Source organism: Rhodococcus sp. NPDC003322 (assembly GCF_053589555.1).
Genome location: NZ_JBSFSC010000001.1, coordinates 623,867 through 637,721 on the forward strand (window position 1 = coordinate 623,867; position 13,855 = coordinate 637,721).

13 protein-coding genes and 1 tRNA gene are annotated in these 13,855 nt (G+C 68.2%); 8 read left to right on the forward strand and 6 right to left on the reverse strand.

The window, feature by feature from the left end:
• Positions 1-117: 117 nt before the first annotated feature.
• The 4 genes from ACWDUM_RS02880 to ACWDUM_RS02895 all read right to left on the reverse strand — a co-directional run bounded on the left by ACWDUM_RS02880 (position 118) and on the right by ACWDUM_RS02895 (position 5,983).
• Positions 118-789, reverse strand: a complete 672-nt coding sequence (locus ACWDUM_RS02880) for a MazG family protein (RefSeq protein WP_450132817.1) — start codon at positions 787-789, stop codon at positions 118-120.
• On the reverse strand, positions 786-4,469 hold the full coding sequence (mfd, locus tag ACWDUM_RS02885; protein ID WP_450132818.1) for a transcription-repair coupling factor: 3,684 nt from the start codon (positions 4,467-4,469) through the stop codon (positions 786-788). The genes ACWDUM_RS02880 and mfd overlap by 4 nt, the downstream gene beginning before the upstream one ends.
• Before the next feature lie 143 nt (positions 4,470-4,612).
• A complete protein-coding gene (locus ACWDUM_RS02890) occupies positions 4,613-5,248 on the reverse strand; it encodes a ScbR family autoregulator-binding transcription factor (RefSeq protein ID WP_450132819.1) in 636 nt (211 codons plus the stop codon).
• Between the two features lie 144 nt (positions 5,249-5,392).
• A complete protein-coding gene (locus ACWDUM_RS02895) occupies positions 5,393-5,983 on the reverse strand; it encodes a TetR/AcrR family transcriptional regulator (RefSeq protein ID WP_450114162.1) in 591 nt (196 codons plus the stop codon).
• A gap of 234 nt (positions 5,984-6,217) precedes the next feature.
• On the opposite strand from ACWDUM_RS02895, the gene ACWDUM_RS02900 reads away from it, so the two are divergent.
• The 7 genes from ACWDUM_RS02900 to ACWDUM_RS02930 all read left to right on the forward strand — a co-directional run bounded on the left by ACWDUM_RS02900 (position 6,218) and on the right by ACWDUM_RS02930 (position 12,186).
• A tRNA-Gln gene (locus ACWDUM_RS02900) sits at positions 6,218-6,288 on the forward strand.
• A gap of 119 nt (positions 6,289-6,407) precedes the next feature.
• On the forward strand, positions 6,408-7,886 hold the full coding sequence (gene glmU, locus ACWDUM_RS02905) for a bifunctional UDP-N-acetylglucosamine diphosphorylase/glucosamine-1-phosphate N-acetyltransferase GlmU (protein WP_450132820.1): 1,479 nt from the start codon (positions 6,408-6,410) through the stop codon (positions 7,884-7,886).
• Complete coding sequence (locus tag ACWDUM_RS02910) at positions 7,883-8,863, forward strand: ribose-phosphate diphosphokinase (RefSeq protein WP_450114098.1); 981 nt, start codon at positions 7,883-7,885, stop codon at positions 8,861-8,863. Before glmU ends, ACWDUM_RS02910 begins: the two co-directional genes overlap by 4 nt.
• A 72-nt stretch (positions 8,864-8,935) precedes the next feature.
• Complete coding sequence (locus ACWDUM_RS02915) at positions 8,936-9,562, forward strand: DUF2461 domain-containing protein (RefSeq protein ID WP_450132821.1); 627 nt, start codon at positions 8,936-8,938, stop codon at positions 9,560-9,562.
• Between the two features lie 67 nt (positions 9,563-9,629).
• A complete protein-coding gene (locus ACWDUM_RS02920; RefSeq protein WP_450132822.1) occupies positions 9,630-10,850 on the forward strand; it encodes a serine hydrolase domain-containing protein in 1,221 nt (406 codons plus the stop codon).
• A gap of 152 nt (positions 10,851-11,002) precedes the next feature.
• On the forward strand, positions 11,003-11,677 hold the full coding sequence (locus tag ACWDUM_RS02925) for a hypothetical protein (protein ID WP_450132823.1): 675 nt from the start codon (positions 11,003-11,005) through the stop codon (positions 11,675-11,677).
• Positions 11,678-11,697: 20 nt separating this feature from the next.
• A complete protein-coding gene (locus tag ACWDUM_RS02930; protein WP_450133316.1) occupies positions 11,698-12,186 on the forward strand; it encodes an N-acetyltransferase family protein in 489 nt (162 codons plus the stop codon).
• Positions 12,187-12,235: 49 nt separating this feature from the next.
• On the opposite strand, the gene ACWDUM_RS02935 is transcribed toward ACWDUM_RS02930, so the two are convergent.
• Entirely contained in the window at positions 12,236-12,466 is a 231-nt protein-coding gene (locus ACWDUM_RS02935) for a WhiB family transcriptional regulator (protein WP_450114080.1), read from the reverse strand.
• A 28-nt stretch (positions 12,467-12,494) separates the two neighbouring features.
• On the reverse strand, positions 12,495-13,031 hold the full coding sequence (locus tag ACWDUM_RS02940; protein WP_450132824.1) for an HNH endonuclease: 537 nt from the start codon (positions 13,029-13,031) through the stop codon (positions 12,495-12,497).
• A gap of 629 nt (positions 13,032-13,660) precedes the next feature.
• Here ACWDUM_RS02940 and ACWDUM_RS02945 point away from each other — a divergent pair.
• Complete coding sequence (locus tag ACWDUM_RS02945; protein WP_450132825.1) at positions 13,661-13,801, forward strand: hypothetical protein; 141 nt, start codon at positions 13,661-13,663, stop codon at positions 13,799-13,801.
• Positions 13,802-13,855 lie beyond the last annotated feature (54 nt).

Sequence of the window (13,855 nt, forward strand, 5' to 3'; positions counted from 1 at the left end):
TCCCCCGTCACGCCCGGCCGTAGTGAGGTCACCTCGGAGAACTTCGTCACCACGTGACGCGTGCAGGAGGCACCCTCACGCTGCACACCGTCCCACGGTCGGACCGTCGGCTCGCCGTCACCAGACCTGCGACCAGGTCGCGGGTGCGATCGCCCCGGAGTCCGGCCCGGCCCTGCGCGCCGCCTGCTCGGCCGCCCGGATCCGCGCAGCGAAGGCCAGGACGGCCTTGCGAAGCATGTCCTCGGCGTTCTCGCCCACCACGATCCGCACCACCCGCAACTCCTCGGGCACCAGCTCGGCAGGCAGCCCCGCCCTGGTGGCCCGCTCGATCACCTTCTCCGCCAACGCAAGAGCCGGCTGCGCCATCGCGATCCCGTCCAGACAGGAGGCGCGCGCCTTCTCCGCCGCCTTCGCGACCTCCCACGCCCGCTCCTGCTCGGCGACATCGATCGGGCCGGTGTGACCGTTGGTCAGATGGGGACTGCGCAGGGCGAGCTTGGTGACCAGCCCCCGTGCCACGTCGTCGACGGTGAACGGGTCGGTGGCCGACTCCTGTGCGATCCGCGAATGGAACAGCACCTGCAGCAGCAGATCGCCCAGCTCCTCACGCAGACCGACCGGGTCGCCCTCCTCGATCGCGTCGAGCAGCTCGTAGGTCTCCTCGAGCAGGTACCGGCGCAGCGAGTCGTGGGTCTGGGTGACCTCCCAGCCGCCGTACGACCACAGCTGGTCCATCACCTCGGCGGCCTCGACGAGGCCGTCCCCGAGTCGACCGCCCTCGGCGCTCACGCGGGCGCCCCCACCGGGACGGACACGTCCACGGCTCCCGCGGCCTTGCCGTCCATCGCCAGCAGGAAGTCCGCGATGTACTGCAACAGCTGCACATCCCGCACCCGGTCGGAACCGACACCCCCGGTCCGCGGCAACGGCATCTGCACCATGCCGGTGGTCGCCCGGTACTGCGCCGCCGAGTACAACCTCTTGAGCCGCAACTGCTTCGAGTCCGGCAGCTGCATCGGCGAGATCTTCAGCTGGGTACCGGTGACGGCCACCTCCTCGATCCCGTACTCACGGCACAGCAACCGCAGCTTCGCCACCGACACCAACCGACCGACCTCCTCCGGCAGCGCACCGTAACGGTCGACGAGTTCGTCGATGACGGCGGTGATCTCGTCGTCGTTGCCCGCGGCCGCCAGCTTGCGATAGGCCTCGAGCCGCAACCGGTCGCTGGTGACGTAGTCCGGAGGGATGTGCGCGTCCACCGGCAGGTCGATCCGCACCTCCTTCGGTGCCTCGTCGGTGGTGATCGGCCGGCCGTCCGCGACGGCGCGGTACGCCTCCACCGCCTCACCGACCAGGCGCACGTACAGATCGAAACCGACACCGGCGACGTGCCCGGACTGCTCGGCACCCAACACGTTTCCGGCGCCACGGATCTCGAGGTCCTTCATCGCGACGGCCATGCCCGCACCGAGGTCCGAGTTCTGCGAGATGGTCGCGAGCCGGTCGTACGCGGTCTCGGTGAGCGGCTTCTCCGGCGGATACAGGAAGTAGGCGTACCCACGTTCCCGGCTGCGCCCGACCCGACCGCGCAGCTGGTGCAGCTGCGAGAGACCGAGCGAATCTGCCCGCTCGACGATCAGGGTGTTGGCGTTGGAGATGTCGAGCCCGGTCTCGATGATCGTGGTGCACACCAGCACGTCGAACTCGCGCTCCCAGAAGCCCTGCACGGTCTTCTCCAGGGTCTCCTCGTTCATCTGACCGTGCGCGACCACCACCCGAGCCTCCGGCACCAGGTCACGAATCCGCTTGGCAGCCTTGTCGATCGAGCTGACCCGGTTGTGCACGTAGAACACCTGGCCATCGCGGAGCAGCTCACGCCGGATCGCGGCAGCGACCTGCTTGTCGGCGTAGGCACCGACGTACGTGAGGATCGGGTGCCGTTCCTCCGGCGGAGTGAGAATCGTCGACATCTCCCGGATGCCGGCCATGCTCATCTCCAGCGTGCGCGGAATCGGGGTGGCCGACATCGTGAGCACGTCGACATGGGTCCGCAGCGCCTTGATGTGCTCCTTGTGTTCGACGCCGAACCGCTGCTCCTCGTCGACGACGACGAGACCGAGGTCCTTCCACCGCACCCCGGTCTGCAGCAACCGGTGGGTCCCGACCACCACGTCGATCTCGCCGTCGGCCAGCTGCGCGATGATCTCCTTCGACTCACCGGGATCGGTGAACCGGGACAGCCCCCGCACCTTGACGGGGAAGCTGGCCATCCGCTCGGTGAAGGTCTGCAGGTGCTGTTGCGCGAGGAGGGTGGTCGGCACCAGCACCGCGACCTGCTTGCCGTCCTGGACGGCCTTGAAGGCGGCCCGCACCGCGACCTCGGTCTTGCCGTAGCCGACGTCGCCGATGACGACCCGGTCCATCGGGACCGGCTTCTCCATGTCCGCCTTGACCTCGTCGATGACGGTCAGCTGGTCCTGGGTCTCGGTGAACGCGAAGGCGTCCTCCATCTCCTTCTGCCACGGGGTGTCCGGGCCGAAGGCGTGACCGGGCGCCGCCTGCCGGGCGGCGTACAGCTGGACGAGCTCGCCGGCAATCTCCCGAACCGCCTTGCGTGCCTTGCGTTTCGTGTTCGCCCAGTCTGATCCGCCGAGCTTGCTCAGCGCGGGCATCTCGCCGCCGACGTAGCGGGAGAGTTGGTCGAGGGATTCCATCGGGACGAACAGCCGGTCGCCGGGGTGGCCGCGTTTGCTCGCCGCGTACTCGATCACCAGGTACTCGCGGCGCGCGCCGCCGACGGTGCGCTCGACCATCTCGACGAATCGGCCGATTCCGTGCTGGTCGTGCACCACCATGTCGCCGGCGGTCAGTGCCAGCGGGTCCACCTGGTTGCGCCGCTTCGGCGGCAGCTTCCGGCCGTCACCGGCCGCGGCGACCCGGTTGCCGGTCAGATCCGACTCGGAGACCAGCACCAGCCCGACGTCGGGGCGCTGCGCCGGAAGGATCAGTCCGCTCTGCAGGGTGCCGCACAGCACGGACACCTGCCCGCGTGCCGGTTCGGCGCCCGGCGCCAGCAGTGCCGCGGGCACCTCGGCGTCCCACAGGCGTTCGAGTACCCGCTGCGCGGTGCCCGATCCGGCGACGACGATCGCGGCGCGGCCGCCGGTGGTGACGTGGGCCCGCAGCATCACGAACAACTCGGCGAGCAGTTCGTCCGACCCGCGGACCTCGGGGGCGGCCTGCAGGTCGAGGACAAGTTCGGTGTCACTGCCCGAAGCCAGCGGACTGACCGTCCACCAGGGCCGTCCCTGCTCCACCGCGCTCTCGTGGACCTGTCGCAGCGTCCGGTACGCCGATGCCGCCAGGTCCACGCCGGACACCCCGACGCTGGAGGTGTCGAGGGTGGAGGTGTCCAGCGGGGCGGCGGCACCGATCGAGGCCGCGGTCCAGGACGCCTCCAGGAACTCCTGCCCGGTGCGCACCAGATCGGTTGCACGGGTGCGGATCTTCTCCGGATCGCACAGCAGGACGTGGGTTCCGGCAGGCAGCGCCTCGGTCAGCAGCACCAGCTCCCCGTTCTGCAGCACGGGCAGCAGCGCCTCCATGCCGTCGACGGGGATACCGGCGGAGAGCTTGTCGAGCATTTCGACCAGGGCCGCGTCGGCCTGGTTGTCCTGCGCCAGGGCCGACGCGCGGTCCCGGACCTTCTCGGTGAGCAACAGCTCCCGGCACGGCGGCGCGATGAGGGTGGTCACGGTCAGCTCCGGCAGCGAGCGCTGGTCCGCGACCGAGAAGGACCTCAGCTCGGTGACCTCGTCGCCCCAGAACTCCACACGCACAGGGTGATCGGCGGTCGGCGAGAAGATGTCGAGGATGCCGCCGCGGACGGCGAACTCGCCGCGCTTACCGACCATGTCGACCCGCGTGTACGCCATCTCGACGAGCCGCGTGATCAGTTCCTCGAACGGGACCTCGCTCCCGACCCGCAGGTTGACCGGTTCGATCTCGCCGAGGCCCGGAGCCATCGGCTGCACCAACGAACGCACGGTGGTGACGACGATCCGAAGCGGCGGACCGTAGTCGGCGTTCTCGGGGTGCGCCAGCCGACGCAGCACCTCCAGCCGGCGACCGACGGTGTCGGCTCCGGGCGAGAGCCGCTCGTGCGGCAGGGTCTCCCACGAGGGGAACTGGGCGACCGCGTCACCGAGGATCTCCCGGAGTTCCGTCGTCAGGTCGTCGGCCTCGCGTCCGGTCGCGGTCACCAACAGCAGCTGACTGTGCTCGGCGATCGCCGTCGCGAGGAAGGGCCGGACGGGGTTCGGTGCGACAAGCGCGAGTTCCGCACGACCGAGGGCGTCCCGGACCGCGTCGAAGGCCGCACCTGCGAGCGCGACCCGGGCAATGCCCGCGAGCGGAAGATGCGCCTGCCCGGAATCCGGGTTGGCCGTGGACAGCGTCGATGGCATGTGAATGTGACCGCCCCTGGATCGCCGAACGAGTACGGCCGCCGTGTCGACGACCACGGTCGATTCTAGGCCGGGTGACCGACCGTCCCGGACCCCGGCCACCGCCGGGTCGGGGCCGTGTCATGGCCGGGAACGGCGCGATGTCACCGCCGCGAGCGGCGGTGGGCGAACTGCCGGAAGTACTCGACCTTCGACGGCTCGACGAGGGCGGGCAGCATGAAGTGCCACGCCCGTTCCAGGCGGGCGGACACCTGGTCGAGCGTTCCGGTCGCGTGCGCGACCACTCGCACGCCGAACAACGTCTCGAAGATGAAGGTCCCGACCTCGTCGGGATCGGTGGCGGGGTCGACGTCCCCCTCCTCCTGGGCCCGGCGCGCCAGCGCGACCTGGTACCGCTGCCAGGTGGCGACGACATTGTCGCCGGTCCCCCGGTGGTCGCCGATCTCGTGGTGGAGGCGGAACATCGCGGCGACGACCGGATCGGCTGCCGCGACATCGGTGACCAGGTAGGACAGCCCGATCATGACTTCGAGGGCCGGGTCGCGCAGATCCGTCAGCGGCGCGCCTGCGGCCTCGACCTTGCGCGTGCCCTCGTCGATCACCCCGCGCGCGAGGTCTTCCTTGGACGCGAAATGGAAGTACAGTGAGCCCTTGGTGACCCCGGACTTGGCGATGATGTCGCTGAGGTTCGCCGCCGCGTAGCCGTCGCGGGCGAAGATCTCCGCCGCCGCCGACAGGACCGCGTTCCTGGTCGCCTCGGCGCGTTCCTGCCTGACCATGACCGCCCTCGTGATGAACGCCGCGTGAAGCACCACGCTCCACGTCAAGTGTGTACGAAACGTAACACGCAACTGGTCAGCACTCGTACATTCGAACCAGAAGTTGTATTCGGGCGGGTCGGACGAACTCGGCGGCAGACCCTCTCACTCGCCGAGTTGCGGATCCGCTTCCAGGTTCGTCAGTCCGTTCCAGCAGAGGTTCACCAGGTGCGCGGCCACGACCTCTTTGGACGGGGTGCGCTCGTCGAGCCACCACGTCGCGGTCGTCGCGACCATCCCCACCAGCGCCTGCGCGTACAGCTGTGCCAGCTCGGGATCGAAGCCGCGCCGCGAGAAGTCGCCCGCCAGGATGTGCCCGACCCGAGAGACCGCCTCGTTGAGCAGGCTCGAATAGGTCCCCTCCTCGGCGGAGACGGGTGAGTCGCGGACCAGGATGCGGAAGCCCTCGGTCCGTTCCTCGACGTACGTGAGCAGTGCCAGCGCCGCACGCTCGACCCTGACCCGGGACCGGTTCTGTTCCAGGGAACTGGTCACCATCTCCAAGAGCACGGACATCTCGCGATCGACGACCACCGCGTAGAGGCCTTCCTTGCCGCCGAAGTGCTCGTAGACGACCGGCTTGGACACATTGGCGCGAGCGGAGATCTCCTCGATCGAGGTGGCGTCGTAACCGCGCTCGGCGAACACACTGCGCCCGATCTCGATCAGCTGCTCGCGGCGCTGCGTTCCGGTCATCCGGGTCCGCGGCGGTTTGTCGGCGGGAGCCTGCTTGCCGGCGGGGGCCTGCGGTGGTCGCGACATGCCGTCAGCGTATCGGCAGGTCTCGCCGAACCGGCCGAGGCGCCCTCGGAAGAATTTCCGGCGAGGCGGTTGGCAAGGACGCCAGTCGTCATGCGAGGATCTAGGGCGCACAGCGGACCGCCGAAGCCGGGGTTTCGATCCCTGGATGTTCTGCGAATCCGCAGGCAATCCGCCGTAGTGTAATGGCAGCACCTCTGATTTTGGTTCAGATAGTTCAGGTTCGAGTCCTGGCGGCGGAGCGAGGCTTGCGGAGTTGACGCATGCGCGCGCATTCACGAGAAGACAACGACGCAGGGCCACAAAACTGCAGGTGCACGACCCTGCAGATGCAGAACACTGTCGATTCCGAGGGAGCTTCATGCCGATCGAGACCGCCGTGATCGTCCTTGCCGCGGGTGCGGGGACACGGATGCGGTCGAAGACCCCGAAGGTCTTGCACACCCTCTCCGGCCGCTCGATGCTCGCGCACTCGCTGCACGCGGCAGCGGAGTTGGACCCGGCACACCTGGTGGTCGTCGTCGGACACGAGCGGGACGCGGTCGGCGCCGCGGTCGCGGAGGTGGCCGCGGAACTGGGCCGGAAGATCGTCACCACCGTCCAGGAGGAGCAGAACGGCACCGGCCACGCCGTCGAGTGCGGCCTGTCCGCGTTGGCGGAGGACTTCACCGGGACCGTCGTGGTCACCTCGGCCGATGTGCCGCTGCTCGACGGCCACACCCTCCGCGGGCTGCTCGACGAGCATCTCGCGGAGCCGACGCAGGCGGGTGCGACGGTCCTGACCTTCGTCCCCACCGACGCCAACGGATACGGCCGGATCGTGCGGGACGCCGACGGGGAGGTGTCGGAGATCGTCGAGCACGTGGACGCCACCCCGGAACAGGTCGCGATCACCGAGGTCAACTCCGGCGTGTACGCCTTCGACGCCCAGGTACTAAGGGACGCCGTGTCGCGGCTGGATTCGAGCAACGCGCAGCACGAGTTCTACCTCACCGACGTGGTGAAGATCGCCCGGCAGTCGGGCCGCGACGTGTACGCCGCGCAGCTGGCCGACTCGGGCAAGGTGGCCGGCGCCAACGACCGGGTTCAGCTGTCCGAGCTCGCGCGGGACATGAACCGGCGGATCCTCGAGGCCCACATGCGCGCCGGGGTGACCATCGTCGACCCGGCGACCACCTGGATCGACGTCGAGGTGACCATCGAACGGGACGCGACGATCCGGCCCGGCGTCCAACTGCACGGGCGCACGTGGATCGGTGAGGACGCCGTGGTCGGACCCGACTGCACCCTCACCGACGTGAAGGTCGGTGCCCGCGCGTCGGTGGTCCGCACGCACGGCGACGACGCGGTGATCGGCGCCGGCGCCACGGTCGGCCCGTTCACCTACCTGCGCCCGGGCACCGTGCTCGGCGAGTCCGGCAAACTGGGTGCATTCGTCGAGGTCAAGAATTCCGACATCGGCGATCACACGAAGGTCCCGCACCTGACGTACGTCGGCGACGCGAGCATCGGCTCGCACAGCAACATCGGGGCGTCGAGCGTCTTCGTCAATTACGACGGCGTCAACAAGACCCGTACCGTGGTGGGGTCGCACGTGCGGACCGGCTCGGACACGATGTTCGTCGCCCCGGTCCGGGTGGGCGACGGCGCGTACACCGGGGCGGGCACCGTCCTGCGCGAGGATGTTCCGCCGGGGGCGCTGGCCGTCTCCGGAGGCAAGCAGCGCAATATTGAAGGCTGGGTCGAGCGCAATCGTCCCGGCACCGCGGCCGCCGAGGCGGCCGCTTCCGCACAGCAGCAGCACAACGAGAACACGAGCAAGGACGGCGAAGAGCAGTGACCGCGAATTGGATCGACAACCAGAAGAACCTGATGCTCTTCTCCGGTCGCGCACACCCGGAACTGGCAGAACAGGTTGCCAAGGAGCTGGACATCCAGGTCACCCCGCAGACCGCCACCGACTTCGCCAACGGTGAGATCTTCGTCCGGTTCGAGGAGTCGGTGCGCGGCTCCGACGCATTCGTGCTGCAGAGCCACCCGGCGCCGCTGAACCAGTGGGTGATGGAGCAGCTGATCATGATCGACGCGCTCAAGCGGGGCTCCGCGAAGCGCATCACCGCGATCCTGCCGTTCTACCCGTACGCCCGCCAGGACAAGAAGCACCGCGGCCGTGAGCCGATCTCGGCCCGCCTGATCGCGGACCTGCTCAAGACCGCAGGTGCGGATCGCATCATCACCGTCGACCTGCACACCGACCAGATCCAGGGCTTCTTCGACGGACCGGTCGACCACATGCACGCCCTCGGCCAGCTCGCCCAGTACGTGCGCGAGAACTACGGCACCGACAACGTCTGCGTGGTCTCCCCCGACGCCGGTCGCGTCAAGGTCGCAGAGAAGTGGGCCGACGCCCTCGACGGCGCGCCGCTGGCATTCGTGCACAAGACCCGCGACCCGCTGGTCCCGAACCAGGTCAAGTCGAACCGCGTCGTCGGTGACGTCAAGGGCCGTACCTGCGTGCTGATCGACGACATGATCGACACCGGCGGCACGATCGCCGGTGCGGTGAAGGTCCTCAAGGACGCCGGCGCCGGTGACGTCGTCATCGCCACCACGCACGGCGTGTTCTCCGATCCCGCCGCCGAGCGCCTCGCCACCTGCGGCGCCAAGGAGGTCATCGCGACCAACACGCTGCCGATCCCGGAGGAGAAGCGCTTCCCCACCCTGACGGTGCTGTCCATCGCCCCGCTGCTCGCACGCACCATCAAGGAGGTCTTCGAGAACGGCTCGGTGACCTCACTGTTCAACGGCGTCGCGTAGGCATTCTGCGCCCGTGAGCCTTTCTGGTCCGTGAAGGGGCCAGAAAGGCTCACGGGCGCTAGCCTTTTGTATGTGTTCACCGGTTTCCCCGTCACCGCGCTCGACTTCTACGAGGACCTCGAGTCGGACAACAGCAAGAGCTTCTGGACCGCGCACAAGGCCGTCTACGACGAGTCGGTGCGCACGCCGATGGCCGCACTCCTCGGAGAGCTGGAGCCGGAGTTCGGCTCCGGCAAGCTCTTTCGGCCCTACCGCGACGTCCGCTTCGCCAAGGACAAGTCGCCTTACAAGACCCATCAGGGCGCGTACGTCGAGGCCTGTGCGGGTGCAGGGTTCTACGTCCAGATCGATGCCCGGGGACTGTTCGTGGCCGGTGGGCACTGGGCACACACCCCGGAACGGGTCGCCCGCTATCGCACAGCGGTGGACACGGACCTGCGCGGTGGGCAGCTCGAGACGATCACCGCCGACCTCGAGTCGGCGGGATTCGAGATCGGCGGCGAGACCCTCAAGACCGCGCCGCGCGGCTACACCACCGATCATCCGAGGATCGAGCTGCTGCGACACAAGTCGCTGACCGCGGGCCGGCTGTTCACCTCCCCCTCCTGGATCGACAGCCGTCGCGCGGTCAAGGAGGTCCGCGCCGCGTGGGAGACGATGCGGCCTCTCGTCGACTGGTTCGCCGACGTCCTCGGCTGACACCACCCCGCGCCGCGTCCCGCGCTGAAGCCCTGCGCGTACCCCCTCCAGGTGCCACCATCTGGTCATGGCGATCATGCGGCGTGCAACGGTGGTGCTGGCAGCGCTCGTGCTCGTCGCAGCCTGCTCGGCGACCGACAATGCGAGCCCCGACCACGCAACGCAGGCTCAGGCCGACGCGGTGTTGCAGGTGGTCCGCGAGACGATGGCGGACGCGCACCTGAAGGCGGCGATCGTCAGCGTCTCGGTCGACGGGCACCACGTCGTGACGCAGGCGCTCGGCGAGTCGATGCCCGGGGTGACCGCGACCACCGACATGCATTTCCGCAACGGCGCGGTCGCGATCTCCTACCTGTCCACGCTGCTGCTGCAGTTGGTGGACGAAGGAAAGGTGAGCCTTGACGACAAGGTGTCGACCTGGCTACCGGAGGTCCCGCACAGTGAGAGGGTGACGCTCGGACAGCTGGCCCAGATGACGTCCGGGTACGTGGACTACGTGATCGGGAACGAACCGTTCGAGGCGGCGCTCTACGAGAACCCGTTCCGGCAGTGGAACCCGGAGGAGCTGATCTCGTTCAGCACCTCGAAGCCGTTGCTGTACGAGCCGGGCACCAATTGGAACTACTCGCACACCAACTACGTGCTCCTCGGCATGGCTGTGGAGAAGATCACCGGGCAGCCGATGGCGCCGTTGATGCGTGAGAAGGTTCTCGACCCGCTGGGCCTGTCGAACACCACCGACCCGGGGACACCGGCAATCACCGACCCGGCACTGCACGCATACACCTCGGAGCGGCGCGAGGCGTTGAAGGTGCCCACCGGTGTCCCGTTCTACGAGGAGTCGACGTACTGGAACCCGTCGTGGACACTCGCCCGTGGCGCCATCCAGACCACGAACATCCACGACCTGCACGACACCGCCGTCGCGATCGGATCCGGGACGTTGTTGTCGCAGGGGTCGTACCAGAAGATGGTGTCGCGGGATCTGATCGGCAGGACCACGACGCTACCGGGCTGCACGACGTGCGGCCCGATGTCCAACCACTACACCTATGGGCTCGGACTCGTCATCACCGGCAACTGGCTGATGCAGAACCCGATGTTCGCCGGAGCCGCCGGCGTCATGGCGTATCTGCCGTCCCAGAAGGCGGCGATCGCCGTCGCGGTCACCTACGACGAGGCCGCGTTCGACTCGGCCGGGAACTACTCGAACCAGGCCGACGTGATGTTCCGGAGGATCGGCGCCGTGCTGGCCCCCGACGATGCTCCGCCTGCGCCGCCGCAGTGATGCAAACCTCTTGCGCGACAACTGTTTGCCTGTTCACGGCCGGACGGGGAACGCAAGCGAACATGAGATTGATCACGGCCGGAGGCAGAACCCCAGGTGCAGTGCCGAGCCGGTGTGAAGGGTCGGGAAGGTCTGCTTTATTGTCATGCGTCGTGATTGACGCGCAGACTCTCGATGTTCCGGCCGTAACCACGAAGATGCAGACGGGCCGACGTTGGGTTCCCGGAGCGTGCGTCTGGTGCGGAGACGAAGATGCGGTCGACATGTACCGCAACGAGCCGCGGTGCGGCACCTGCCGCGAGAAGGAAGAGATCATCGAGGGCGCGCGCCGGTTCCTCGGCATGTACGGTCTGCGTCCGCTCGGTGGCACCTTGCAGTCGGACGACGAGGAAGAGCGTGAGTGGCGCGTCAATGCCCGCGACGCCCGTCAGGTGCTCAATCAGATCAAGCTCGCGACGCCGCCCGACCCGGCCCTGGTCCGCAAGGCGTTGCGTCCCCGCGCCGCGGCCGTCGTCGCCGAGTCCCCCACTGCCGCATCCCGCTCCGCGTCCGCGAGCGGTTCGGCTTCCCCGGCCCGCAGCACCCGCACGGCGGCCACTCCGCCGCCGGCTCCGGTCCGCTCCGATGCCGTGGACCTCGAGGAGATCCAGTCGCGGGCCCTGGCCCTGTTGGACCAGATGACCCAGGTCGACGCCCAGCTGGCGCAGGTGGCGGATCAGGCCGGTCTGGCGGCGCGGGCGCGGCGCAGCGACCTGGAGAAGCAGAAGGCGACCATCATGCGCACCCTCGGCGCGCTGGAGAAGGCGCGACTGAGCGCCCAACGCTAGGGCACGATGGAACGGTGACCATCGAGATCCGCGACGCCCGCGACGAGGACCTGCCCGGCATCCTGGAGATCCACAACGAGGCAGTCCGCAACACCACCGCCATCTGGGACGAGGAGACCGTCGACGTCGCCGACCGCCGGGCCTGGCTCGAGGATCGGCGCAGGCAGGGGTTCCCCGTGATCGTCGCGATCTCGGGGGGCCGGGTCGCCGGCCACGCCTCGTACGGGGTGTGGCGGGCAAAGAGCGGCTACCGGCACACGGTCGAGAACTCGGTGTACGTGCATCCGGACCATCACCGGCGCGGGATCGCGTCGGCGCTGATGACCGAGCTGATCTCGCGCGCCCGCGCCGGCCGGGTCCACGTCATGGTCGCCAGCATCGAGTCCGGCAACACCGTCTCGATCGCCCTGCACGAGCGATTCGGCTTCATAGTGGTCGGCGTCATGCCCGAGGTGGGGGTCAAGTTCGGCCGCTGGCTGGACATGACCTACATGCAGTTGATCCTGTAGCTCATCGCCGCGGCAGGCCGCGAATTCAACGCCGCGGCAGGCCGCGAATTCAACGCCGCGGCCTGCCGCGATCGAACTCGGTTCCGCCCCACACCCCGGACTGCGCGGTGACGACGGCGAAGTGAGCACACTGCAATCGGATCGGACATCCGGCGCAGACAGTGCGGGCGTGCACGAAGTCGTCGGCGGGGTACGGGAACCAGCTCTCGGGGTTCGGATCGTCGCGGCAGGCGGCATCGCGCCACCGGGTGGGGTCGTCGAGGGACAGCGCCGTTGTCACGGCTGCTCCTTTCGTGTCCGAATGTGGTTCAGACGGCGGCCAGGCGGCGCCAGATCCGGTCCTGCGCCTTGTCGATGTGGTTGGGCACCTTGGGTTCCCACAACAGGGACATCCCGGCCTCCTCGGGAGTCCGGTCGGCCTTGCGCTGATTGCACGGGCGGCAGCAGGCGACGAGGTTCGACCAACTGTTTGCGCCACCGCGACTGCGGGGTAGCACGTGGTCGATGGTGGTGGCCACCGGACTGGCGCAGTAGGCGCAGCTGTGCCGGTCGCGCCGGAACACCCCCGCGTAGGTCGCATGACTGTGGTCGGTGACGGTGCGGACGTGCGGTACGTAGACGTACTCGAGCAGCCGGATCGTCGCGGGGAGTGGGATCACGGTGTGCTGAGAACGGATCGGGACGGCCGGGTCGTGGTCGGCAACGGATTCGGCCGCACCGACGGCGAGAAGCGTGACGGCGCGTTCGGCGGGAACCTCGCACAGCGCCTGGTAGGTGGCGTTGAGCACGAGGACGCGGGTTCGGTGCCAGGTACTGGTGTCGACGGTGGTCGGTGGGGTGCGCATCGGAACTCTCGTCACTGTTCTCGGGTCGGGGTGCGGCGCCGGGAACCGTGCGGGTTCGGGCGCGTCAGGTGGGTCGGGAGCGATTCGAGTGGAATCCGGAGTACATCTGTCGCCGAATCACGTGTGGCCACAAGAGTGGCGTGTAACTACCGTGACGGGCGTGCATCTGCCGGTTCCTTTCCGTGACCGAGGTCTGGCGGGGACGCGGGCGTTCTTCGGAAGGACGCTCAGCGTGGGGGACGCCCATGGTGGCACGTTGCCGTTGGAGGTCGCATCTGATTTACCCGCACCATTCCCGGCCCGGAGCGATGACCGGGCCGCCCGAAGTCCCCGACCCCGTACTCGCGATATCCAGCGAGTCTCGGTGAGTGGGACTCGATTTCGGCGGGCTCGGTGGTCGGTTCGCGTCCCTCCGTGCGCGGACCGACCACCGGCGCCGAAGACGAGAACCCACAGGTCACGCCACCCATCGAGAAACGCAACCTAACCGTTACCGAAGCTCAACACCTCCGAGCTGCGCCTTCTCAGATATTGATACGCATTGTTATGAAGTTGTTTACCTTGTGGTACGAATATCTCGGCGCTGAGACCTGCGTCACTTACCCCCTCAAACACACAGGAGACCTCACATGGGTTCCATTGAAGACCCCGCTGCCCTCGGCGACCTGGCCGACGCCCAGAAGATCATCGCCGGCCTCGGTGGCGTCCTCGTCGGCGTCGGTGCCCTCGTCGGCCTCGGCCTCGCCATCAACTCGGCCAGCGCTGCCTGATTCACGCTGACTCGCGAACCGGATCCGTCGTCGCCCCCCTCAATGTTGACGGAT

What these genes read in the sequence shown, in the direction of transcription:
- glmU (WP_450132820.1), top strand. Translation starts at nt 6,408, where the DNA reads ATGCCGATCGAGACCGCCGTGATCGTCCTTGCCGCGGGTGCGGGGACA.
- ACWDUM_RS02940 (WP_450132824.1), bottom strand. Translation starts at nt 13,031, where the DNA reads ATGCGCACCCCACCGACCACCGTCGACACCAGTACCTGGCACCGAACC.
- ACWDUM_RS02945 (WP_450132825.1), top strand. Translation starts at nt 13,661, where the DNA reads ATGGGTTCCATTGAAGACCCCGCTGCCCTCGGCGACCTGGCCGACGCC.
- ACWDUM_RS02890 (WP_450132819.1), bottom strand. Translation starts at nt 5,248, where the DNA reads ATGGTCAGGCAGGAACGCGCCGAGGCGACCAGGAACGCGGTCCTGTCG.
- ACWDUM_RS02895 (WP_450114162.1), bottom strand. Translation starts at nt 5,983, where the DNA reads ATGACCGGAACGCAGCGCCGCGAGCAGCTGATCGAGATCGGGCGCAGT.
- ACWDUM_RS02920 (WP_450132822.1), top strand. Translation starts at nt 9,630, where the DNA reads ATGGCGATCATGCGGCGTGCAACGGTGGTGCTGGCAGCGCTCGTGCTC.
- mfd (WP_450132818.1), bottom strand. Translation starts at nt 4,469, where the DNA reads ATGCCATCGACGCTGTCCACGGCCAACCCGGATTCCGGGCAGGCGCAT.